Raw genomic sequence first — 22,223 nt, 5'->3', positions numbered from 1 at the left:
CACGCCCTCACGAAGGCGCCGGGAGCGGGACCTCACGCACCTGGAGGACGCTTTGGCGAACACGCCCCATCTCGATTTCGAGAAGGATATGGTCGAGTTGGAGGAGCAGATCGAAAACCTCCTCGAGCTCGCCGAGAAAAAAGGGATGGATGTCGCCGAGGAGCTGGGTGAGCTCCGCGCCAAGCTCTCCGTCCTGCGGGACGAGACCTACCGAAACCTCACCCCGCTCGAGCAGGTCCTAGTTGCCCGGCATCCTCGCCGGCCGTTCACCCTCGACTACATCGCGCGGGCCTTCACGGACTGGATCGAGCTCCACGGCGACCGCTCCTTCCGGGACGACGCAGCGATCGTCGGGGGGTGGGCTCGCCTGGGTGGGAACCCGGTCATGGTGATCGGGCACCAGAAGGGACGGGACATGAAGGAGAACCTCCATCGCAACTTCGGGATGCCTCACCCGGAAGGGTACCGGAAGGCGCTCCGGCTCATGCGCATGGCGGAGAAGTTCGGACGCCCCGTCGTCACCCTGATCGACACGCCGGGGGCCTACCCCGGGATCGGGGCTGAAAAGCGGGGACAGGCCGAGGCGATCGCGATGAATCTCCGCGAGATGGCTCGGCTCCGGGTTCCCCTCGTCTCGGTCGTGATCGGCGAGGGCGGCTCGGGCGGCGCGCTCGCGCTGGGAGTGACGGATCGGATCCTCATGCTCGAGCACGCCGTGTATTCGGTGATCTCGCCCGAGGGGTGCGCCGCGATCCTCTGGCGATCTGCGGAGCACCGGGGGCGGGCGGCCGAAGCCCTTCGTCTCACATCGCGCGACCTCGTCGAGCTCGGGGTCGCGGACGAGGTGATTTCGGAGCCACCGGGGGGCGCCCACGCGGACTGGGACCGCACGGCCGAGGCCGTGAAGGAAGCGCTCGTCCGGCATCTCGATGAGCTCCGCCGGATGGACGTACACGAGCGCCGCGCGCTGCGGTGGCGGAAGTTCGAGACGATCGGGGCCTGGCGAGAGCCCCGAGAAAGCTGACGGACGGGGGGAACGCTTGGGAATCTTCGCAGAAATCGGCTTCAAGGGAAATCGGAAGGGTTATTACACTTCCGCGATGAGCCTCGCCGTGGGACACCACGTCATCGTCGAGGCGGACCGCGGGGAGGATCTGGGGGAGGTGCTCGCACTCGGTCAGGTCGCCGAGAGGAAGTGCTCGTCCTCCAGTGGATGCTCCACCCCCACCCCCGAACGTAAGGTCTTGCGGGTCGCGCGCGACCAGGAGGTCCGTGCCGCGGACACCCTGCGCCAGGACGAACACCGCGTCCGGCGAGAGACCCGCCGGCAGGTCGAGCGCTTCGGGCTCAAGATGAAGGTCACCGAGGCCGAGTGGCAGTTCGATCGCAAGAAGCTGACGATCTATTTCACGGCCGAGCGTCGCGTGGACTTCCGGGAGCTCGTGCGCGAGCTCGCCCGCACCTTCCGCACCCGGATCGAGCTGAGGCAGATCGGGGTGCGGGATGAATCGGCACTCCTGGGGGGCGTGGGACGGTGCGGGCGGGAGCTCTGTTGCTCCACCTGGCTTCCCGAGCTGAAGCCGGTCTCGCTCCAGCTCGCGAAGGACCAGAGTCTTTCCCTCAATCCGGCCCAGATCTCCGGTTGTTGCGGCCGGCTCATGTGTTGCCTGATGTACGAGCACGAGACGTACGTCCAGGCCAGGCGTCGATTCCCCCGGGAAGGGCGTGTGCTCCGCACCACCCGAGGCGAAGAAAAGGTCCTCTCCGTGGACATTTGGGGCGAGCAGGTCACGCTGCGAACCGAGGACGGAGATCGCCGAACCCTAGGACTCGAGGCGCTCAAAGTCGAAGTCCAGGGAGCCTCGGGAGGGGGGCGTTGACCGAAGCCTCCCGCAGGTATCTCACGACACCGATCTATTACGCGACCGGCGCTCCTCACATCGGTCACGCCTACACGACTTTCCTGGCAGACACCCTCGCGCGGTATTACCGGCAAGCGGGTGCCCGCGTCCTCTTCCTGACCGGGACCGACGAGCACGGTCAAAAGATCCAAGAAGAAGCCGCCCGGAGGGGAGTGGAGCCGCAGCAGCTCTGCGACGAGATGGCGGCGCGATTCGTCGGAGCCTGGTCGGAGCTCGACATCGAATACGACCGCTTCATCCGGACGACCGAGGCCGAACACCGCGCCGTCGTGCTGGCCTTTCTCGTCCGACTGCACGCGCGCGGCCTCATCTATGAGGATCTCTACAAGGGGTGGTACTGCGTCCACGAGGAACGGTATTGGACGGAGAAGGACCTGACGCCCGAAGGGAACTGCCCCGACTGTGGGCGCCCCGTCCGCGAGATCGAGGAGAAGAACTATTTCTTTCGGATGAGCACCTTTCAGGAGCGGCTCGTCCAGCATATCCAGGCCCATCCGGGCTGGATCGTTCCGGAGGTGCGGCGAAACGAGGTCCTGGGCTTCCTCCAGAATCCGCTCGAAGACCTTTCGATCTCCCGGCCGCGCTCCCGCGTGAGCTGGGGGATTCCCCTCCCCTTCGACGAAGATCATGTCGCATACGTTTGGGTGGACGCGCTGATCAACTATGTCACCGCGGCCGGCGCGATCCGTCCCGACGCGCCGGAAGGCGCGCAGGGGTTCGACGACGTCTCGGAGTCCTGGTGGCCCGCCGATCTGCACATCATCGGAAAGGACATTCTCACGACCCATGCGGTGTATTGGCCCACACTCCTGATGGGAGCGGGGCTTCCCCTCCCCGAGCGGATCCTCGCCCACGGGTGGTGGGTGGCGGGGAAAGAGAAGATGTCGAAGTCGCTCGGAAACGTCGTGGACCCCCTGAGCCTCCGCGAGGAGTTCGGAACCGACGCGGTTCGCTGGTACCTCCTCCGCGAGATGCCGACCGGCTCCGACGCCTCGTACACCCCCGAGCGCTTCCTCGCCCGCTTCGACGAGCTCGCGAACATCCTCGGAAATCTGGCGAGCCGCGCGACTTCGATGATCGTCCGTTTTCGCGACGGAATCGTCCCCGACGCGGCTCCCGATGCGTTGGCCGACGCCATCCGGTCCACCCTCGAAGGATACCACGGGGCGATGGAGGAGCTTCGGGTGCACGACGCCCTCGGGTGCGCGATGGAGCTTGCGCGAAGCGCGAACGGGTTCATCGAAACGAGTGAACCCTGGGCGCTCGCCCGCGATTCGGCGAAGGCGGCCGAGCTGGACCGGGTTTTCGCGACCCTCGTCCGGACCCTCATCGTTCTCGCGGCACTCTTTTTTCCCGTGACCCCCCGGAAGATGAAGGAGCTCGCGAGCTCCCTCGGGCTCGAGGGTGTTCCCTCGCTCGACGAGGCGGTCCGGCTCTCCCCCGCCGGCCTCCGGGTCGGGAAGGGCCCGCCCCTTTTTCCCAAGCCGGAACGCTGAATGGGAAACATACGGCGGGATTCCGCCATCGGGAGCGCTGGTTGACACTCCGTTGGGGGCACCCCTAGCTTCCGAAGTTTTCGTGCCTCCGCGCGGGTGCGGAGGGGACCGGCTGTACCGGGAAGAGCGCGGGTGGGATGGGGGGGGACGGGACTCGGCACTTTTTGCCTGAGCGAGAGTCATGCGTCGTGGGAAATGGACCCTTCTCCTCATCTCCGAGCTCGGAGATGAGTTTCGCCAGCTGACATTTCGGAGCCGTACCCTCCGACTCGCCCTCGGTGGGGCGGGTTTCTGTTGCCTTTCCGTCTTCGCCGTCCTGGGCCTCGTCGGCCTGCGTGGAGGCCAGGCGCTTCACACGACCCAGATCGAACGCGAACGTGAGATCCTGGTCGGCGAGCTCGAGCAGATCCGGAGCCGGGTGACCGAACTCGAAGGCGAGCTCGATTTCCTCGCCCAACGGGACGCCGAGATTCGGGTCATGGCGGGGCTGGACCCGATCGACCCCGAGGTCCTCCAGGTGGGAGTCGGGGGTCCCGGAGCTCCGACTCTCGAATCGCACCCCCTCTTCGAGCTGAACGAAGACGCGGGGGAGCAGGCCTTCGCGGCGACCTATGATCTGAACGCCCTGGAGCGCCGCTCCCGGCTTCTCCAGGAGAGCCTCATCGAGGCGTCGGACTCGCTGGCCGCCCATCGGGACCTTCTCGATTCGACCCCTTCCATCCTGCCGACGGCGGGAAGGCTCAGCTCGGGCTTCACCAGTGCCCGGATGCACCCGATCCACAACCAGGTCCTCCCTCACGAGGGAGTGGACATCTCCGCCCCTCGCGGAACGCCGATCATGGCGGCGGCGAAGGGGCGCGTCGTCTTCGCCGGGCAGCGGAGCGGCTACGGAATGGTGGTGGAGCTCGACCATGGGTTCGGGTATTCGACCGTGTACGGGCATGCCTCGAAGCTTCTGGTGACACGGGGTCAGCAGGTGCGGCGGGGCGAGGTCATCGCCCAGGTGGGAAGCAGCGGATTGGCAACCTCGCCGCATCTCCACTATGAGGTCCGGGTGGCGAACCGTCCCGTGAACCCGATGAATTTTGTACTTTCCGGGGTGGTCCCCTGAATCCAGCGGGGACCGGGGAGGCCCCGAGGGCGCCTCCCTTCCCCAGGGACCCATGACCCGGAGCGAGACACGGGTGGCTCACCGAAGCTCGCAGGGAAGGCTCCGCACAGGCGCTCGCGGAGCATCCGTAGGCCGATGACCGTATCCTCCACCCTGCTCCTGGGCATCGTCGCGGTATTCCAAGGGATCGGTGCGGGCCCGCCCACTCTTCTCCCCGACGAGACGCTGAGCCCTCCGGGAGGGCCCGAGGTCGCGATCTTCCGGTCTGTCCCCCCCGAAGTCGTTTCGATTCGACTCTCCGTCCCACTCGAAGAATCGCAGGATGAGGCCGGCGCCGGACAGCTCCTGCGGATCCAGGCGGAGGACCGGATGTTGTCGCTCGCCGCCCGGATCGGTGCACGCGTGGAAGTGCACCGAACGCCCCAGGCCGTCGTTTACGAGGTGTCGGGGGCCTCCGCGGATCTCGACTTTCTGGCGTGGATTCTCCGGGAGGGGGTAGCCGCGCCCTCCCCCCTCACCTTCGAGGGCGCGCGGCGCCGGCTCAGAGTGGAGCAGGACCGCCAGCTCGAGACCCCCCAGGGCGTCCTCTTCCAGAGGATTCGGGAGGCGCTCGTTCCCGCGAACGCTCCCCTTCCCGGCTCGCAGGGTTCGCTCGACCGGATGGATCAACAGAGGCTCGAGGCGGTCTGGGCGAGGAGCCACCGTCGTGAGGCGATGCGAGTGGTCGTCGCCGCGCGCCTCCCCGCCGCGCTCGTGCTCACGGCGCTCACGGCCGTCGGGCTTCCGCAGGACGCCCCAATTCCGGCCACCTTTCCCGGTCCGGGCACGGGGGCTTCCCGCCCCAACGCCCAGGTCATCCGGAACTGGACCGTGGACGCGTATCGGCTCGACCCCGGCACCGAAGCCGTGGCTCTCGTCGCGGCGCGGTGGATGGGAGAGCTGCTCGCGTCCGAGGCGGGCGACTTCGAGTCCGGGGTCGAGATCTGGGACCTGGGAGGCGTCCGGGCCCTCGTCCTGGCCGGGGCGGCCTATCCGCGCAGCCGCCAGGCGATGGAACGGCGCATCCGGGCCGTCCTCGCGGACGCGGCCGGTCAAATCACCGACGCGGACACGCGCCGCATCGCGGGCGCGCTCCGCGCCGAGATCCTCCTGGTCGGCCGGACACCCTGGGGGCTCGCGGACCTGGTCGGCCAGGCGTGGGACTCGGGACGGGGACCGGGGGGCGCTGAAGTCATGCTCGGCGAGCTCGAGGGACTTACGCACGCCCATGTCATCGCCTTCCTGCAATCGCTCGCGGCCACATCCCCCGTACGGGAGACGCTGAGCCCGTGAGAGCCGCGCTCCTCCTCGCCCTCGCCGCGCTGGCCGGCGACTCTGCCCCCGCGGCGTATCAGGCCGTCCACTTTCTCCCCGATCCCGAATCCCGGGTCGTCGCTGTAGCCCTTCGATTTCCGGCGGGCGCCGCGGAAGATCCCGTTGGCCAGGAGGGTCGGGCCCACCTCTTCGGCCGTGTCCTCCAGCGAGCCGCCACCGATCCGCTCATCGGACACGGGGCCCAGGTCCTGGTGGAGGTCGGGGCCGAGGAGACCGTGGTCGTTCTTCTCGCGGCCCCCGACAGTTGGCGCGAAGCCCTTCGGGAGCTCGAGGCGCTCCTCTACACCCGGGTGCCCACCCAGGCCGAGGTGGATGCCGCGCGCGCGGAGGCGGCTCAGGTCCTCCAGTTCGAAGAGGGTGCCCCGGTTCGCGGCTTCGAACGGGAGCGTGCGGCTCTCCTCCTCGGGCCGACGCACCCCGCCGCCCGTCCGGCGGTGGGGACGGTCGGGACGATCGTGGGACTCCAACCCTCGGATCTCGCGGCCTTCCGGACCGAACACCTCCCGCGCGGCTCGGGTGTCGCCGCCCTGACCGGTCCGGTGGATCGGGCCGAGGTCGAAGCGGCCTTCCAGTCCAGCGTATCGCTGGTGACCTTGGGCCGCGCGCCGCTCCCTCGTCCGCTTCCGGTCCCAGCGGACGCGGCCGGTGCGGCGGCCGCACCCGTCTCCGGAGCAGACGGCACCGCGACCCTTCCTCCCCCCCCGGTCCTGCGGACGCACGGAGTGGGCCTTCCGCCTCTCAGGGTGCCTGCAACGGCGACCGGAGCACCCGCCTGGAGCACTCCCGAACGTGTCGTCCTCGACCGAAGCCTCACATCCACCTGGATGGCGATCGCATTCCCCTTTCCGCCGGGGTCGCCTGGTTTCCTCCTCGACTTCCTCGCTCACCTGGTGATCGAGAACCTCATCCGCACCCCCCCGGACCCGGGTCTCTTCGAGGCCGACGTTTCGGTCGAGCGGATCCGCGATGCGCCGGTCGTGGTCATCTCCGCCAGCGTGGACCCGTTCCGGGCCGAGGAGTGGGAAGGGCGCCTACGCAGCGCCTTCGATTCGCTGGGCTCGGCGCCGCCCGAGGGTGCCTTCTTCGAGCTTACGCGGCGTAGATTCCGTTCGAGGGTTTTCCTCGACCTCGCGGCTCCGGAGAACCTCGTCCGTTGGATCGTCCGCGAGGCGTCGCTCGGGAGGGTTCCCCTCGCCGACCCCGAGGTGGAGCTGTGGCGACTCGAGCGTGAAGGAGTAGCGGAGGCCGCTCAGGCCGCGGGGCCGCCCCGATCCCTCCTCTACGGGCCCCAAGGACTCACTGGCCGCTGACCGAATCACGGCCCTCGCCGGGGCTGGACTCGGGCGGGCCCCTTCGAGCTTGATGGAATGGCGGAAACGATAGTACTTTGCGTTGACCTTTCACCCACACAATGGCGGAGTGAGCTGATGGATCGAGCGAAGCATTGGTGCGCGGGGGCGCTTTCCCTTCTGGTCCTGTCGGCGTGCGGTTCGGGCCAGGTCGCGGTGACCGCGGAGCTCGACCTCCCGGATCCCGAGACCGGGGACCGCATCGTTCGCCCTCTCACGGATCTCCGGGTACAGCTTCTTCCCTTCGACCGGGACTTGATTTTCGATTCCCTTTCGGCGGCCGCGCCGAGCCCGGAGCCCCAACTCCCGGCCGCCCTCGCGGCGAAGCGTGATTCGATCGCGGAGGCCCGGCAGACGTGGACGGAAGCCGAGGGTGCATGGCTCGCGGCACGCGACCGGCTCCAGGAGATCCAGGACGAGATCACCCAATTCAGCCGCGCCGAGGCGCAGTACCGAATTCTGGTGCAGGAGTTCGACCGGGAGGAAGCGCGGGCGAACCAGGCCGAACGCGTGAAGGACGAGGCGTTCGAAAGCTTCGACCGGATGCAACGGGAGGCCTTCGCCGAGCTCGAGCAGTTCTCGGCGTCAGTCATGGCCTGGGAGGACGAAGCATTCGCCGACTGGGAATTGGTCGTGGCCGCGCGCCTGAATGCCTCCGGCCTGGAAATCTTGACCGATACGACGGATGCGTCCGGGGCGGCGTTTTTCTCCGTGTCGCCCGGGGACTGGTGGGTGCACGCGCGCCAGCCTGAGGCGACCCATGAGCTTTATTGGAACGAATTGATGAACGTCCAGCGAGGCGATCCGGTCCAGGTCCGGTTGAGTCGCGAAAACGCCGAGGTCCGGGAGATCTACTGAGCCTCGAAGGCCGCGACGCGGTCGCGACCGCCCCGGGGGCCTTCGGGTCTCCGGGGCGGTCTTTCCTCCGGCCTAGAGTCCCGACCAGGGGGGCACCATCAAAAGCGCGGCCTCCGGTTCCCCCACCCCACTCCTTTCTGTGGACGACGAAGGACTCGCCCACGTCACCTTCGACGACCCGAATCGGTCGGCCAATATCCTCACCGAGCCGGTTATGCGGCGCCTCGGCGAGATCGTTCGCGAGCTTCGGCGCGATGCCGAGTCGGGGCGGGTTCGCGGCGTCCTCTTTTCCAGCGCGAAAACACACTCCTTCATCGTCGGAGCGGACATCGAGGCCATCGCGCAGGTGGAGAGTCCGGACGAAGGCGCCGAAGGGTCCCGGACCGGGCAGGTCGTCTACCTCGGGATCGAGCGGCTTCCCGTCCCCACCATAGCGGCGATTCATGGGACCTGCCTCGGAGGAGGGCTCGAGCTCGCCCTGGCATGCCGCATCCGCATCGCCTCCGACCACCCCGACACGAGCCTGGCCTTTCCGGAGGTTCTTCTCGGCATCCTCCCGGCGTGGGGCGGGACGTCGCGCCTTCCCCGGTTGATCGGGCTCCCGGCCGCCCTCGACCTGCTTCTCTCCGGGCGTAGCCTTAGCGCGCGGAGCGCAAAGCGCCTCGGGCTCGTGGACGAGATGCGGTCGGCCGGCGGCTTCCTCGAGTCGGCGAAGGACCTCCTCCGCGCCGTCGTCCGCGGCGCGTCCCTTCCCACGCCCTCCCCGCGCCCCTTTTCGGCAAGGCTCCTCGAAGGATCCGCGCTCGGCCGTTGGATTCTCTTCCGGGCCGCGGGGCGGCGGATCGAAAAGGAAACGGGCGGTCACTATCCAGCGCCGCGGCGCATTCTCGAGGTGGTGAAGTCGTCGCGCGGGCGGTCGCTCGAAGCGGCCCTCGACCTCGAAGCCACCGCCGCGGGGGAGCTCATCGCGTCCTCCGTCTCGACCCACCTCGTGCACGTCTTCCAGCTCCGGGAGCGCGCGCGAAGAGGGTCACACGTCCCGGGACTCGCCGAGGCGAGGGGGGTGACGGCGCTCGGAGTGGTCGGGGCGGGGGTAATGGGCGGGGGAATCGCCCAGCTCGCCGCATATCACGGGGCGCGCGTCCGACTTCGTGACGTGAGGCACGAGGCGGTGGCCCAGGCGCTCCGGTACGCGCGCTCGTTGTTCGACAAAGCCGTGAATCGAAGGAAGTTGGAAAAGCGGGAAGCGGCACAGGGAATGGAGCGGATCTCCGGCGGAGTGGACGGAGCGGGGTTCGGAGCCGCCGATCTCGTCATCGAAGCGGTGGTCGAGAAGCTCGAGGTCAAGCGCGGCGTCTTCCGCGAGCTGGAGGGGCGGGTGTCCAAGCAGTGTGTCCTCGCCACGAATACCTCGAGCCTCTCCGTGGACGCCATCGCGGCCTCGCTGAAACATCCCGAGCGACTGCTCGGGATGCACTTCTTCAATCCGGTCCACAAGATGCCCCTCGTCGAAGTCGTGCGCGGCCGCGCGACCTCGAACGAGGCGGTCGCCGTGACCTATGCCTTCGCCCTCCGCCTCGGGAAGGTGCCCATCGTCGTCCGCGACGGCCCCGGCTTTCTCGTGAATCGAATCCTCGGACCCTACCTGAACGAAGCCGGCTTCCTCCTTCAGGAAGGCGCGTCCATCGCTGCCGTAGACGGGGTCGCACGGCAGTTCGGAATGCCGATGGGCCCCCTCCGGCTGATCGACGAGATCGGCATTGACATCATGGGCCATGCGGGAGAGGCCCTTCACGTGGCGCTGGGCGACCGGATGGCGCCCTCCCCGCCCCTCGTCGCCCTCGGCGCGTCCGGGCGCCTGGGTCGGAAGGGTGGGGTCGGCGTCTATCTCTACGAGGACGACCGGGAAAAGGGAGTGGAGCCAGGTGCGTACGAAGCGATGAATCTGGGTTCCCCCTCCCAGGGGGGCGGGCCCTCGCGCGAAGAGATTCGCGACCGCCTCGTCCTCACGATGATCAACGAAGCCGCGCGCATCCTCGCCGACGAAGTCGCCACCGCCGCCGCGGACGTGGACCTCGCGATGATCATGGGAACGGGATTCCCTCCCTTCCGTGGAGGCCTCCTTCGCCTCGGCGACGAGCGGCACCCACGTTGGGTCGCGGAGCGGCTCGCGACGTTCGAGCGCGACGGGGCCTCTCGATTCGCTCCCGCGCCGCTCCTTCTCCAGCTCGCGCGAGAGGACCGGGGGTTCTACGATGCCTTCCCCGCGCGGGGCTGATCTCCCGGAAATCAGGATTCGGTACCTCCGTCCCCCCGGGCGGATCGACGTCTTCGTCCAGACGCTGGTACACGAGGACGCGGCGGTGAAGGTCACCCTCGCACGCGGACTGGAGCGGGAAGACCCACTGCGGATCGGCGGCCGGATCGCGCTGGAGGAGGGATCTGACGCCGTCTGGTTCACCTTTCCGGAAGCCTGGCACGACATCGGTCGTTTCCACCGTGCCGACGGCTCGCTCACCGGGATCTACGCCAACGTCATCTCGCCTTGCCGGTTCGGGCCGGGAGGAATCTGGGAGACGACCGATCTCTTTCTGGATCTTTGGATTCCGGCCGCGGAAGGACGCGGGGACAGCGGGCCCGCGGACGCGGCGATCCTCCTCGACGAGGAAGAGCTGGAAGAGGCCGAGCGCGAGGAATGGGTGGATCGCGCCACTGCGCGTCGCGCCCGCGCCGAAGCGGGGCGCCTCCTAGAAGCGGCCGCGGCGGGAAGCTGGCCGCCCGCGGTCGTACATGAATGGACGCGGGAGCGCGCCCTGGCCCGCCTGAGCGCCGCCTCTTCGGAGTAGCGGGGGAGTAGCGGAGGCGTAGCCGGCTACTTCTTTCGGCCGCTCGCGACCTCCGCCGCACAAAGGCGGCGAAGATCCACGTAAAGGTTCTTGAGGACGGCGGGTTCCTCCTGGAGAAGATCGATCAGGCGGTCATACCGGTCGAGCGCCTCCGTCGGTACCGCGATCTCCATCTCCCGGTACGTCCCCTCGTCCGCGAAGAGAAGGCGCACGGTCGTAGTCGCGTCCGCCCGGCTCACGGCGTTCCGCCGGAAGGCGTGGCGCCCCCGCTCACCGCCGAGCTCGCGCCCACGGAGTCGCCCTCTGCGGAGGCGGAGTCTTCCGGAGGCTGCGCGCTCAGGAGTGCCGCATCCACCACGCGGCGGATGCTCTCGAGGCCAAAGTCTTCGAGGCGGACTGCCCGCCCCTCTCCCGTGTCCACGAGAATCGTGGGCGTTCCCTGGACCCCGAGCTGTTCTCCGAGGAGCCGGTTGGCCATCACGACTTCGGCATGGGCGTCACTCGCGAGACAACTCTCGAATGTCGCGCTGTTCAGTCCCAGCTCTTCCGCGAAGCCGATGAAGTCTCCGGACGGATCCGGGCGCGCGGACCACCGCGCCTGATTCTGAAAGAGATGATCGTGGAAGCCCCAGTAGGCATCCTGGTCCCCGGCACACCTCGCCGCGCGCGCGGCGAGGAAGGCGTGGGGGTGCCCTTCGTAGAGAGGGAAGTCGTGGAAGGTGAAGGCCACCGCGCCGCCCTGAACGTACGTCATGTCGAGGAAGGGCTTGGTGGCCTGGAAGAACTGGAGGCAGGTCGGGCACTGGTAGTCGCCGAACTCCATGATCCGCACGGAGGCGTTCGGATTTCCAGCCGTGATCCCCTGGGCCAGCTCCACGAGCTCCTGCGGCGAGTTATAGGCGAGGGGGATCGGCCCGCGAACCGTCTCGTCCACGGCGGATGAATAGAGGTTCCACACGACGATCGCGACCCCGAGGAGCGCGGTGGCCCCCAGGATCCAGATCAAACGTCCCGACGATCCCTCTGCGGGGCCGCCCCGTCCCTGTCTCCGCCGTTCCGCTCGGTTCGCCACCGGTCACTCCCCCGTTTCGAATGATTCCCGGCGGCACTCCGCCGCCGTCGTTCAGCTCAAAATCGCATCCAGCGCCGCAGCCGTCTCACCCAGGTCGCGGAGCACCACATCTGCTCCCGTTTCCCGAAGCGCCCCTTCCCCGAAACGGCCCGTCGCCACCGCAACCGTCCGCGCCCCGTGACAACGACCGCAATCCACGTCCCTCGGGGTGTCCCCGACGACGACTACGCGCCGCGCCAAGAACTCCACACCCCAGTGATCCCGGGCTCTCCGTACCGCAATGGTCGGAAGCTCGTTCCTTTTCTCCCGGTCCGACCCGAAGGCCCCGACCGCGAACCAGCTCGCCAGCCCGGCCGCGGCGAGCTTCAGCCGTGCGCCCTCCGCGACATTTCCCGTGAGGAGCGCCAGAGCGACCGTTCCGCGTCCGGATAGCTCCATGAGGAGCTCGGGAACGCCGGGGAGCGCGCGAGGGGGCCGCTCGGGGAGCCGACTCTCCATCTCCGCGAGGTACCGGCTCCAGAGCCGCGGGAATCCGGCGTCAATCTCCTCGTCGCGGAGCCCCGCTTCGCCGAGAAGCTCCCGGGCGATCTGGGGATCCGTCTTTCCCGAGAACTCCCACTCTCCGATGGGTCCCGCCGTCCCGAAAACCTCGACGAGGGCGCGGTGGAACGCGTCTTTGGCGGGACCTCCGGAGAGGAGGGTCCCATCAATGTCAAACAGCACGAGGCGGTCCATCGTCGCCGTCAGCTCCTCTCTCCGCCGACGGCGCGCAGGATCGCTGTTTCGAGCGCCTCGCGCGCCGCGAGCCCCAGGAGGAGAAGTCGCCGGGCTTCCAGGCGGTCGCCGTGCTCGGCCGTGGAGAGGGCGAAGGTGAGATCCCCGTCAAAGGGAGTATGCACGGGAGAGATTCTCCGGGCCAGAGCGGTCGAGGCAAGTCGGGCTACCTTCACGAGCCCCGGATCGTCCACGGGCGCGTCCGTCGCGACCACGGCGAGTGTCGTGTTCTCCATGGCCCCGGGTCCGGTGTCGCCCTCCTCTCCCGCACCCCCGAGGTCCGACCCCTCGAGCGCGCGCCGGGTGATCTCGGAGTCCGGCGTCCCCGCCCGGGGTCCGGCGGCAACGCACCCGTCCGCGAGGACGTCGCCGACCGCGTTCACCACGACGAGGGCACCCACGGTCCATCCCGACACCCGCAGGGAAGACGATCCGACCCCGCCCCGACTTGCCTGCTCGATTCCGAAGAGCTTTCCCACCGTCGTCCCCGTGCCCGCGCCCCGGGATCCTTCCGCAACCGGCGACTGCGACGCGGCCTCACATGCCTTCCGGCCTTCAGTGCGCCCGGGCCGGGCCCGCCCGGGGGCGAGGTCGTATACGACCGCGGCCGGTACGATCGGGACACGTGCCACCCGCGTCTGGTAGCCCCTACCCGCCGCCTCGAGCCACTCGACGACCCCGTCCGCAGCGGCCAACCCGAAGGCCGAGCCTCCGGTGAGGAGAAGGGCTTCAGCGCGAGGGACGGGGTGCTCCTCCCGGAGCGCCTCGAGCTCCCGCGATCCAGTCGCCGGCCCGCGCCGGTCCACCCGGGCCCGGAAGGGCCCGAGGATCACCGTGCACCCACTCCCCCCGCCCGGGACCTCCGCATGGCCGACCGCGAGGCCAGGCACGTCGGTCAGGGAGTCCCGGCGCGTCATGACCCTCGCGCGCGACCCGACCTCGGGAAGGTGTGCCCGGGTGCCGCGACCTGCGTCACGCCTCCTCCCCCTCCTCCTCCACGACGACGGAGACTTCCGCTCCCTCCACGTCGCCCCCCTCCAACCCTTCCTCGTCGTCCTCGGGGATGATGCGGGCGACATCCACGATCGCATCCGCTTCATCGAGGCTGACGAGACGAACGCCCTGGGTCGCTCGCCCGATGATCCGGGTCGCGTCCACGCTCTGGCGGTTCACGACGCCGTTCCGAGTAATGAGCATGAGCTCTTCGCCGGGAACCACGGACTTGATGGAAACTACGCGGCCGGTCCTGGCGGTCACTTTCATGTTGATGACCCCCTTCCCGCCGCGGTGCTGCAGGCGGTATTCGTCAACTTCGGAACGTTTCCCCATCCCCCTTTCGGTGACCACGAGGAGAGTGGAGTCGGGGCGAACCACGACCATCCCGACGACCACGTCGTCCTTGCGAAGCGCGATGCCGCGTACGCCTTCGGTCGCGCGGCCCATGGTCCGGCAGTCCCCCTCGTGGAAACGGATCGCGAGTCCCTCGCGGGTGGCGAGAATGATCTGATCGTCCCCACCCGTGATCTGGACGTCAATGAGCTCGTCGCCCTCCCGGATGTTGATCGCGTTCAGCCCGACGCTCCGGATGTTGCCGTAGGCGGAGAGCGCCGTCTTTTTCACGACGCCCTTTCGCGTCGAGAAAAGAAGGTACCGGTCCTCGCTGAATTCGCGGACCGGCACGACCGCCGCGATCCGGGACTCCGCGGGGATGTTCAGGAGGTTCACGATCGGCTTTCCCCGGGATTGCCGACTCCCCGGTGGAATCTCCCAGACCTTGAGCCAGTGGCACTGACCGTCGCGGGTGAAGATCATGAGGTAGTCGTGCGCCGAGGCAACGAAGAGGTGCTCGACCCAATCCTCGTCCTTCGTCCCCATCCCCTGGAGCCCCCGCCCACCCCGCCGCTGCGCGCGGTAGGTGACGACCGGGATCCGCTTCACATAGCCCTGCCTGGAGATCGTGAGGACCATCTCCTCGTCTGCGATGAGGTCCTCCATCTCCAGATCGGAGCGCTCCCCGAGAACCCGGGTCCGGCGCGCGTCCCCATACTTCTCGGCGATCGCACTCAACTCGTTCTTGATCTCCGTCATCCGGAGATCCCGGTCGGCGAGGAGCGTTTCCAGCGCGGCGATCCTGGCGCGAACCTCTCCGAGCTCTTCCTCGAGCTTCTCCATCTCGAGCCCGGTGAGCCGTGCCAGCCGCATGTTGAGGATCGCCTCGGCCTGGAGTTCGCTGAGGGCGAAGTTTTCCTGGAGACGCGCCGAGGCCGCGGGCACATCCGCGGACCCGCGGATGATCTCGATGACCTGGTCAATGTTGTCTACGGCGATCTTCAGACCTTCCAGGATGTGCTCGCGGTCCTTCGCCTTCCGGAGCTCGAACTCACTTCGACGCACCACCACCTCGTGGCGGTGGTCAATGAAGTGCAGGAGCATCTGGCGGAGCGAGAGGACCCGCGGAACGCCATCCACCAGCGCGAGGAGGATCGTGCCGAAGGTGGACTGCATCTGGGTGTGCTTGAAGAGTTGGTTCAGGACCACCTGGTGGATGGCATCGCGCTTGAGCTCGAGGACGATCCGCATCCCTTCGCGATCCGACTCGTCCCGCAGAACGGAGATATCCGTGATGCGCTTGTCTCGGACGAGCTCGGCGATCTGCTCGATGAGGCGGGTCTTGTTCACCATGAAGGGGATCTCGCGGATCACGATCCGCTCTCCCCCCGTTGCCGTCTCTTCGATTTCGGTGGAAGCCCGTACGACGAGCCGGCCCCGCCCGGTCCGGTACGCTTCCTGGATCCCGTCCCTTCCGCAGATGAATCCACCGGTCGGAAAGTCCGGAGCGATCACGATCTTCTCGAGCTCCTCGTCGGGAAGCGCGGGATCGGCGATGAGGGCGATCACTGCCGAGGTGATCTCCCTGAGGTTGTGGGGCGGAATATTCGTCGCCATGCCGACCGCGATTCCCGAGGAGCCGTTCACGAGGAGGTTCGGGAACTTCCCGGGAAGGACGGTGGGCTCGTCGATTCGCCCGTCGAAGTTGGGGATGTGATCCACCGTCTCGCGCTCGATGTCCTCGAGCATCTCGACCGCGATGGGGGTCAGCCGCGCCTCGGTGTAGCGGTAGGCCGCAGCCGAGTCGCCGTCGATCGAGCCGAAGTTCCCCTGGCCATCCACGAGCGGATATCGCAGGGAGAAGTCCTGGACCATCCGTACCATCGAGTCGTAGACGGCCGAGTCCCCGTGCGGGTGGTATTTGCCGAGCACGTCCCCTACGACCGTCGCACTTTTTTTATAAGGCCGTCCTGGGGTCAGCCCGAGGCCGTGCATCGCGAAGAGGATCCTGCGGTGGACCGGCTTCAGTCCATCTCGAACATCGGGGAGGGCCCGCTGGACGATCACGCTCATCGAGTAGTTGATGAACGATTCCCGCATCTCGTCTTCGAGGAGGCGAGCCAGAACCTTTTGCCCGTCCCCCAAATCCAATGGCCCGTTTTCCGAGTCCATGAATCAAATCGTCCGAAAGGGTGAAGCCTTCCACCTCCCCGGTGGTGATGAAGGGGGCGGAAGGCGCTGGAGAGCCTGGTATTTTGAGGGGCTCGACAATCATTGAAAAATAACGAAAAAGTGACCCTCACGGCAACCTTGCGGGACCCCTGTCGGAGGGGGCTTGGGGGCCTCGCGGGAGCGGCTTCACCGGTGCGCATCGGGTGGGGTCTCGAAGGGCGCTCCGGACCCTTTGGCGGCGCATCGGCATAGTATCAGTACATCTAATGCACAAAAACATTGACATTATCAAAATTCATCCTAGCTTTTCTCCTTATGCCGCTCGACACCATCAAGATCTTCTGCGACGTCGCCCAGCACGGGAGCTTCTCCCGTGGCGCGGAGCTGAACGGGATCACGCAGTCGGCCGCCTCCCAGCGGATTCGCGGCCTCGAAGAGGGGCTGGGCGTCGAGCTCATGGACCGCTCCACGCGCCCCTGCGGGCTCACCGCGTGGGGGAAGGTCTATTACGAGGGTTGCCGCGATATCCTCGACCGATATCAGCGGCTCGAGCGGCGGGTTGCGGGAGGTTCCGGCCCACTCCGGGGGACGGTTGTCATCGCCTCGATCTACTCGGCGGACGTCGCTCACCTGAACGAAATCCGCGAGGGCTTCCAGGCCGATCACCCGCAGGTGAAGATCCACATCCACTACCTCCAGCCACAGGGCATCGAGGAGTGGGTGAGGGCGGAGAAATGCGACTTGGGGATACTCTCTTACCCGGACCGTTCGCCCGACCTCGCGAACATCCCTCTTCGCGATGAGCGGATGGTTGCCGTGTTCCGTTCGGGCCATCGCCTCGCCAAGCGGAGCCGAGTCGTTCCGAAGGACCTCGCTCAGGAGCGCCTGATCGGCTTTGATGCGAACCTCCGCATCTCACGCGAGATCCGCTCCTATTTGCGGAGGCACGGCGTTCAGCCCACTGTGGAGAGTTCGTTCGACAACATCGATTCGATCAAGGCGGCAGTGGCCGAGACCGACGGCGTGGGGCTGCTTCCCCAGCGTACCGTCCGCATCGAGGTCGCGCGGGGCCTTCTCCGGACGGCCGACCTCGAGCCCGCTCTGGTCCGTCCCCTCGGTGTCGTGCACCGGCGGGACCGGCCGTTGTCGCCCCTGGAGGACGCGTTCGTGACCTACTTGCGGGAGAACGACCTTCCCGCGGTCGAAGTCCCGTCGGCCGAAGTCCCGGCGGGCTAGAAGACCCCGATCTTCGGAGCGGGACGAGCCAAGACGAGTCCGGCGCGTTTGGCGCCGGATGCGCGGCGACAAGGAGAGGTGACGATGGCGATCTCCGGATTCCCGGAAGCCAGGGGTCTTTATGACCCCGCGCAAGAGAAGGATGCGTGCGGTGTGGCCCTCATCGTGGACGTCCACGGCGAGCGCTCCCACGGAATCGTGGCCGACGGCCTCACCGCCCTCATCCGGATGTCCCACCGGTCCGCGAACGGCCCGGAGGAGAACACTGGGGACGGCGCCGGAATCCTTCTCGCCGTTCCGGACGCATTCTTCCGGCGCGTGGCCCGCGACGAGATGGGTGTCGAGCTTCCCGACGAGGGTCGTTATGGGGTCGGAATGATCTTCCTCCCCCGCGACGCGGACGAGCGCGCGGCGTGCAAGGAGGGGATTGAAAAATACATCGAGGAGCAGGGGCAACGCCTCCTCGGATGGCGCCCGGTCCCGACGAACAACGCCTCGCTCGGCCAAGGGGCGCGCGCGGGAGAACCCGCTGTCGAGCAGGTTTTCGTGGCCGCGCCCGACGACCTGTCCCGGGACGACTTCGACCGCCAGCTCTACCTCATCCGGAAACAGGCCTACCGGCACAATCGGAGCAAAGAGCTCTCGGAGTTCCACCTCTACATCACCTGCAGCTTCTCGTCGCGGGTGATCGTCTACAAGGGCCAGCTCACTCCCGAGCAGCTCCCCGGGTATTACCCGGACCTGCGCGAGCCCGACGTCGCGAGTCACCTCGCACTCGTCCACGCCCGGTTCAGCACGAATACCTTCCCGAGCTGGGGGCGCGCGCAGCCGATGCGCATGCTCTGCCACAACGGGGAGATCAACACCCTCCAGGGCAACATCAACTGGATGAAGGCGCGGCAAGGCTTGCTCCGGAGCGATCACTTCGGAGGGGAGCTCGAGAAGCTCTACCCGATCATTGACGGCGGGACATCGGACTCCGGGATTCTGGACAACGTCCTTGAGCTCCTCGTCTCGGCGGGACGAAGCCTCCCCGAATCCGTGATGATGCTCATCCCGGAAGCGTGGGAAAACGACGACGCGATGTCGGAAACCCAACGCGCCTTCTACAAGTATCACGCCTCCCTCATGGAGCCGTGGGACGGTCCCGCCGCGGTCCTCTTCACCGACGGCCGTTGGGCCGGCGCCGTCCTGGACCGGAATGGGCTCCGCCCCTGTCGCTACTGGGTCACCCACGCGGGCCGGGTGATCCTTTCGAGCGAGGTCGGCGTCCTCGACGTCCCTCCCGAGGAGATCCGGGAGAAAGGGCGCCTCCAACCCGGCAGGATGTTCCTCGTGGACTTCGAGGAGGGGCGCATCATCGGGGACGAGGAGATCAAGGAGCGGGTGGCGCGCGCACGCCCGTACGGGGAGTGGCTCGCCCGCGGGAAGGTGGAGCTCGCCGAGCTCCCGCGCCTCCCGGCGAAGTCGCTCGATCCCGAGTCCCATCTCGCTCGGCTCCGCATGTTCGGGTATACGCAGGAGCACCTGAGCTTCCTTCTCCAGCCGATGGTGGACGATGGAAAGGACCCGCTCGGCTCGATGGGGAACGATGCCGCGCTCGCCTTCCTCTCGGAGCGGCCCCGGCTCCTGTACGACTACTTCAAGCAGCTCTTCGCGCAGGTGACGAACCCGCCGATCGACTCGACGCGCGAATCGGCGGTCATGTCGCTCGCCATTCCGGTCGGGCCGGAAGGGAATCTCCTCGAGACGACGCCCGCGCAGGCGGAGCGCCTCTGGCTCCCCCATCCGATCCTGACCGACGAGGACATGGCGACGCTGGCCGGAGTGGACTATGGACCCTGGCAGTCCGCCGTCATTGATATCACCTATCCGCGGGAAGCCGGGGCCGCCGGGCTGGAGCGTGCCATCGAGCGGGTCTGCGAGGAAGCGACGCGCTGGATCCAGGAGGACATCCGCCTCCTCGTCCTCTCGGACCGGAATGCGGGGCAGAACCGGATCCCGCTGAGCGCGCTCATGGCGGCGGGCGCGGTGCACCAGCACCTCGTCCGGACCGCGGAGCGGACGCGGGTGAGCCTCCTCCTCGAAACCGGAGAGCCGCGCGAAGTCCACCACTTTTGCGCCCTCCTCGGATACGGGGCGGACGCGATCAACCCTTACGTCGCCTTCGACGCCATTCGCGTCATGTCGAAGGAAGGGGATCTGCGCGAGATCTGGAGCGAGACCGAGCTGATCGAGCGGTACCGCGACGCGCTCGGGAAGGGGATCCTCAAGGTGATGGCGAAGATGGGGATCTCCTGCCTCACGAGCTACCGCGGCGCCCAGATCTTCGAGGCCGTGGGGGTCGGGCCCGAAGTCATGGACCGCTGCTTCGCCGGGTCGGCCAGCCGAATCGGTGGAGCCAGCTTCCACGACTTGGGAGAGGAGGCCTTCCGCCGGCACGAGCTCGCTTGGGCCGCGAAACCTGACGTACGCTTCCGGCAACTCGCGAACCCCGGGGAATTCCACTGGCGCGCGGGCGGCGAGCACCGCATGTGGAATCCGAGCACGGTCGCGGCGGCGCGGCGCGCGGCGGAGACCGGGGCCATGGAGAGCTACCGCGAATTCGCGGAGCTCGCGAACGACAGCGACGAGAGCCGGTGCACGATCCGGAGCCTGATCCGCTTCCGAAAGGGGAACCCGGTCCCGCCCGAGGAGGTCGAGCCGGTGAGCGAGATCGTAAAGCACTTCACTACCGGCGCGATGAGCTTCGGAGCGCTGTCGAAAGAAGCGCACGAGACGCTCGCCCTCGCGATGAATCGGATCGGCGGAAAGTCGAACAGCGGCGAGGGGGGCGAGGACGCGGAGCGTTTCCCCGTGCTCCCGAACGGCGATTCCCGGCGCTCGGCGATCAAGCAGGTCGCTTCGGGGCGGTTCGGTGTGACGATGGAGTATCTCGTGAACGCCGACCAGCTCCAGATCAAGATGGCGCAGGGGGCGAAGCCCGGTGAGGGAGGAGAGCTCCCCGGAAAGAAGGTCTCGGAGGAGATCGCGCGTGTCCGGCACACGACGCCGGGGGTGATGCTGATCTCGCCGCCGCCGCACCACGACATCTATTCGATCGAAGACCTGGCCCAGCTCATCTTCGACCTGAAGAACGCCAACCCACACGCGGACGTGAGTGTGAAGCTCGTGGCCGCGGTGGGCGTGGGGACGGTCGCCGCCGGAGTCACCAAGGCGCGGGCGGACCACATCCTCGTGTCCGGTCACGACGGCGGAACGGGCGCCTCCCCGCTCACGAGCATCAAACACGCCGGGCTCCCCTGGGAGCTCGGGATCGCGGACGTGCACCAGACCCTCGCCATGAATGGGCTCAGGGACCGGGTCCGACTCGAGGTGGACGGCCAGATCAAGACCGGTCGCGACGTCATGGTCGCCGCCCTCCTGGGCGCCGAGGAATTCGGATTCTCGACGGCGCCCCTAATCGCGATGGGGTGCATCATGATGCGGAAGTGCCACCTGAACACCTGCCCGGTGGGCGTCTGCACGCAGGATCCGGTTCTCCGCGCGCGCTTCGGGGGGACGCCGGAGCATGTGATCAACTATCTCTTCCTCGTCGCGGAAGAAGTGCGGGAGATTCTTGCGAGCCTCGGCTTCCGGACGCTCAACGACGCGATCGGCCGCGCCGACCTCCTCGAGCCGAACCCGGAGCGGCGTCCCGCGGTCACGGCGGAGATCGATCTCTCGCCGATCCTGACGCCGGGCGTACGTCCAAATGGCGAGCTCGGTGCCTGGAAACGCCAGCCGCAGCGACACAAGCTGGACGACATCCTCGATCGGGAGTTGATCCGGCTCTCGGAGCCGGCCCTCGAGCGAAGGGAATCGGTCACGATCGAGCGCGAGATCCACAACGAAAACCGCACGACGGGAACGCTCCTAAGTCACGAGATCGTGAAGCGGCATGGGGGCGCCGGACTCCCCGACGGGACGATCCAGCTCCGATTCACGGGTTCGGCAGGACAGAGCCTCGGGGCCTGGCTCGCGAGCGGCGTGAGCATCGACCTGGAGGGGGACGCCAACGACTACGTCGGAAAGGGGCTTTCCGGAGGACGGATCGTGGTGCGCCCGCCAAGAGCCGCCACCTTCATTCCCGAGGAAAACGTCATCATTGGAAACGTGGCGCTTTACGGGGCCACTTCCGGCGAAGCCTTTTTCCGCGGTCTCGCGGGCGAGCGTTTCTGCGTCCGGAACTCGGGCGCGAACGCGGTTGTGGAAGGGGTCGGCGAACATGGATGTGAATACATGACGGGAGGCCGCGCGGTGATCCTCGGGCCCACGCGCCGCAATTTCGCGGCCGGGATGAGCGGCGGGATCGCTTTCGTTTGGGATCCGGCGGGCGACTTCCCGCGGAAGTGCAACCAGGATCTCGTCGAGCTGGGGCCGCTGGACCGGAGCACAAAAGAGCTCCGAGGGGACGAGCGGGATCTGCGGCGCCTCGTCGAGGCGCACCTCCGGCGCACCGGCTCCCACCGGGCGCGAGCATTCCTTGCCCGGTGGGACGAGGCCGTACGCGAGTTCGTCCGCGTGATCCCGACCGACTTCAGGAAGGTGCGGGAGCGCAGAGCGAAGCTCGAATCCGAACGATCCCAGCCGCAGTCGAGCCGGGCGGCCGGCCGCGTCCTCCCGGTGGCGCGCGCGTAGCGCC

The 22,223-nt window shown here is 67.6% G+C and carries 16 protein-coding genes; 11 read left to right on the top strand and 5 right to left on the bottom strand.

The genetic code is table 11. The annotated features are described in order from the left end of the window. Positions 1–52: 52 nt before the first annotated feature. The 9 genes from WEG36_12050 to WEG36_12010 all read left to right on the top strand — a co-directional run bounded on the left by WEG36_12050 (position 53) and on the right by WEG36_12010 (position 10,956). A complete protein-coding gene (locus WEG36_12050; GenBank protein ID MEX1258341.1) occupies positions 53–1,024 on the top strand; it encodes an acetyl-CoA carboxylase carboxyltransferase subunit alpha in 972 nt (323 codons plus the stop codon). Between the two features lie 16 nt (positions 1,025–1,040). Then, positions 1,041–1,880 (top strand): regulatory iron-sulfur-containing complex subunit RicT, encoded by an 840-nt coding sequence (gene ricT / locus WEG36_12045; protein MEX1258340.1) that lies wholly within the window; start codon positions 1,041–1,043, stop codon positions 1,878–1,880. Next, positions 1,877–3,418, top strand: coding sequence for a methionine--tRNA ligase (gene metG / locus WEG36_12040; protein MEX1258339.1), 1,542 nt, complete (start codon positions 1,877–1,879; stop codon positions 3,416–3,418). The genes ricT and metG overlap by 4 nt, the downstream gene beginning before the upstream one ends. Positions 3,419–3,599: 181 nt before the next feature. Beyond that, positions 3,600–4,529 carry a M23 family metallopeptidase gene (locus WEG36_12035; protein ID MEX1258338.1) on the top strand — a complete coding sequence of 310 codons (930 nt, stop codon included), beginning with the start codon at positions 3,600–3,602 and terminating at the stop codon, positions 4,527–4,529. A 135-nt stretch (positions 4,530–4,664) separates the two neighbouring features. Then, the gene (locus WEG36_12030; GenBank protein MEX1258337.1) at positions 4,665–5,861 is read left to right on the top strand and encodes a hypothetical protein; all 1,197 of its coding nucleotides are present in this window, start codon (positions 4,665–4,667) and stop codon (positions 5,859–5,861) included. Further along, positions 5,858–7,213 (top strand): hypothetical protein, encoded by a 1,356-nt coding sequence (locus tag WEG36_12025; GenBank protein ID MEX1258336.1) that lies wholly within the window; start codon positions 5,858–5,860, stop codon positions 7,211–7,213. Before WEG36_12030 ends, WEG36_12025 begins: the two co-directional genes overlap by 4 nt. Positions 7,214–7,330: 117 nt before the next feature. Continuing rightward, positions 7,331–8,110 (top strand): hypothetical protein, encoded by a 780-nt coding sequence (locus tag WEG36_12020; GenBank protein MEX1258335.1) that lies wholly within the window; start codon positions 7,331–7,333, stop codon positions 8,108–8,110. A gap of 139 nt (positions 8,111–8,249) precedes the next feature. Continuing rightward, positions 8,250–10,388 (top strand): 3-hydroxyacyl-CoA dehydrogenase NAD-binding domain-containing protein, encoded by a 2,139-nt coding sequence (locus WEG36_12015; protein MEX1258334.1) that lies wholly within the window; start codon positions 8,250–8,252, stop codon positions 10,386–10,388. Further along, positions 10,366–10,956 carry a DUF402 domain-containing protein gene (locus WEG36_12010; protein ID MEX1258333.1) on the top strand — a complete coding sequence of 197 codons (591 nt, stop codon included), beginning with the start codon at positions 10,366–10,368 and terminating at the stop codon, positions 10,954–10,956. Before WEG36_12015 ends, WEG36_12010 begins: the two co-directional genes overlap by 23 nt. Before the next feature lie 26 nt (positions 10,957–10,982). Here WEG36_12010 and WEG36_12005 read toward each other — a convergent pair whose 3' ends face one another. The 5 genes from WEG36_12005 to gyrA are packed head-to-tail and all read right to left on the bottom strand — an operon-like array spanning position 10,983 to position 16,303. Then, entirely contained in the window at positions 10,983–11,195 is a 213-nt protein-coding gene (locus WEG36_12005) for a hypothetical protein (GenBank protein ID MEX1258332.1), read from the bottom strand. Further along, positions 11,192–12,028, bottom strand: a complete 837-nt coding sequence (locus WEG36_12000) for a thioredoxin domain-containing protein (protein MEX1258331.1) — start codon at positions 12,026–12,028, stop codon at positions 11,192–11,194. Before WEG36_12000 ends, WEG36_12005 begins: the two co-directional genes overlap by 4 nt. A 51-nt stretch (positions 12,029–12,079) precedes the next feature. Then, a complete protein-coding gene (locus tag WEG36_11995; GenBank protein ID MEX1258330.1) occupies positions 12,080–12,763 on the bottom strand; it encodes an HAD family hydrolase in 684 nt (227 codons plus the stop codon). A gap of 8 nt (positions 12,764–12,771) precedes the next feature. After that, the gene (locus WEG36_11990; GenBank protein ID MEX1258329.1) at positions 12,772–13,719 is read right to left on the bottom strand and encodes a P1 family peptidase; all 948 of its coding nucleotides are present in this window, start codon (positions 13,717–13,719) and stop codon (positions 12,772–12,774) included. 55 nt (positions 13,720–13,774) lie between these two features. Continuing rightward, positions 13,775–16,303, bottom strand: coding sequence for a DNA gyrase subunit A (gene gyrA / locus WEG36_11985; protein MEX1258328.1), 2,529 nt, complete (start codon positions 16,301–16,303; stop codon positions 13,775–13,777). A 279-nt stretch (positions 16,304–16,582) separates the two neighbouring features. On the opposite strand from gyrA, the gene WEG36_11980 reads away from it, so the two are divergent. Together WEG36_11980 and gltB are read left to right on the top strand one after the other, a co-directional pair. Further along, positions 16,583–17,539: a LysR family transcriptional regulator gene (locus tag WEG36_11980; protein ID MEX1258327.1), complete on the top strand. Its 957-nt coding sequence runs from the start codon at positions 16,583–16,585 to the stop codon at positions 17,537–17,539. Positions 17,540–17,623: 84 nt separating this feature from the next. After that, entirely contained in the window at positions 17,624–22,219 is a 4,596-nt protein-coding gene (gene gltB / locus WEG36_11975) for a glutamate synthase large subunit (protein MEX1258326.1), read from the top strand. Positions 22,220–22,223 lie beyond the last annotated feature (4 nt).

The sequence above is a fragment of the Gemmatimonadota bacterium genome (genome assembly GCA_040882465.1).
GTDB lineage: Bacteria > Gemmatimonadota > Gemmatimonadetes > Longimicrobiales > Gaopeijiaceae > JBBEBG01.
Note: the sequence above shows the minus strand (reverse complement) of the source record. Positions and strands in the feature narration are given on the sequence as shown.

Bases quoted from the DNA above. Each gene is read 5' to 3' on its own strand.
- WEG36_11995 (MEX1258330.1), bottom strand. From the start codon at position 12,763: ATGGACCGCCTCGTGCTGTTTGACATTGATGGGACCCTCCTCTCCGGA.
- WEG36_12030 (MEX1258337.1), top strand. From the start codon at position 4,665: ATGACCGTATCCTCCACCCTGCTCCTGGGCATCGTCGCGGTATTCCAA.
- gyrA (MEX1258328.1), bottom strand. From the start codon at position 16,303: ATGGACTCGGAAAACGGGCCATTGGATTTGGGGGACGGGCAAAAGGTT.
- WEG36_12010 (MEX1258333.1), top strand. From the start codon at position 10,366: ATGCCTTCCCCGCGCGGGGCTGATCTCCCGGAAATCAGGATTCGGTAC.
- gltB (MEX1258326.1), top strand. From the start codon at position 17,624: ATGGCGATCTCCGGATTCCCGGAAGCCAGGGGTCTTTATGACCCCGCG.
- WEG36_12020 (MEX1258335.1), top strand. From the start codon at position 7,331: ATGGATCGAGCGAAGCATTGGTGCGCGGGGGCGCTTTCCCTTCTGGTC.
- WEG36_11990 (MEX1258329.1), bottom strand. From the start codon at position 13,719: ATGACGCGCCGGGACTCCCTGACCGACGTGCCTGGCCTCGCGGTCGGC.
- WEG36_12035 (MEX1258338.1), top strand. From the start codon at position 3,600: ATGCGTCGTGGGAAATGGACCCTTCTCCTCATCTCCGAGCTCGGAGAT.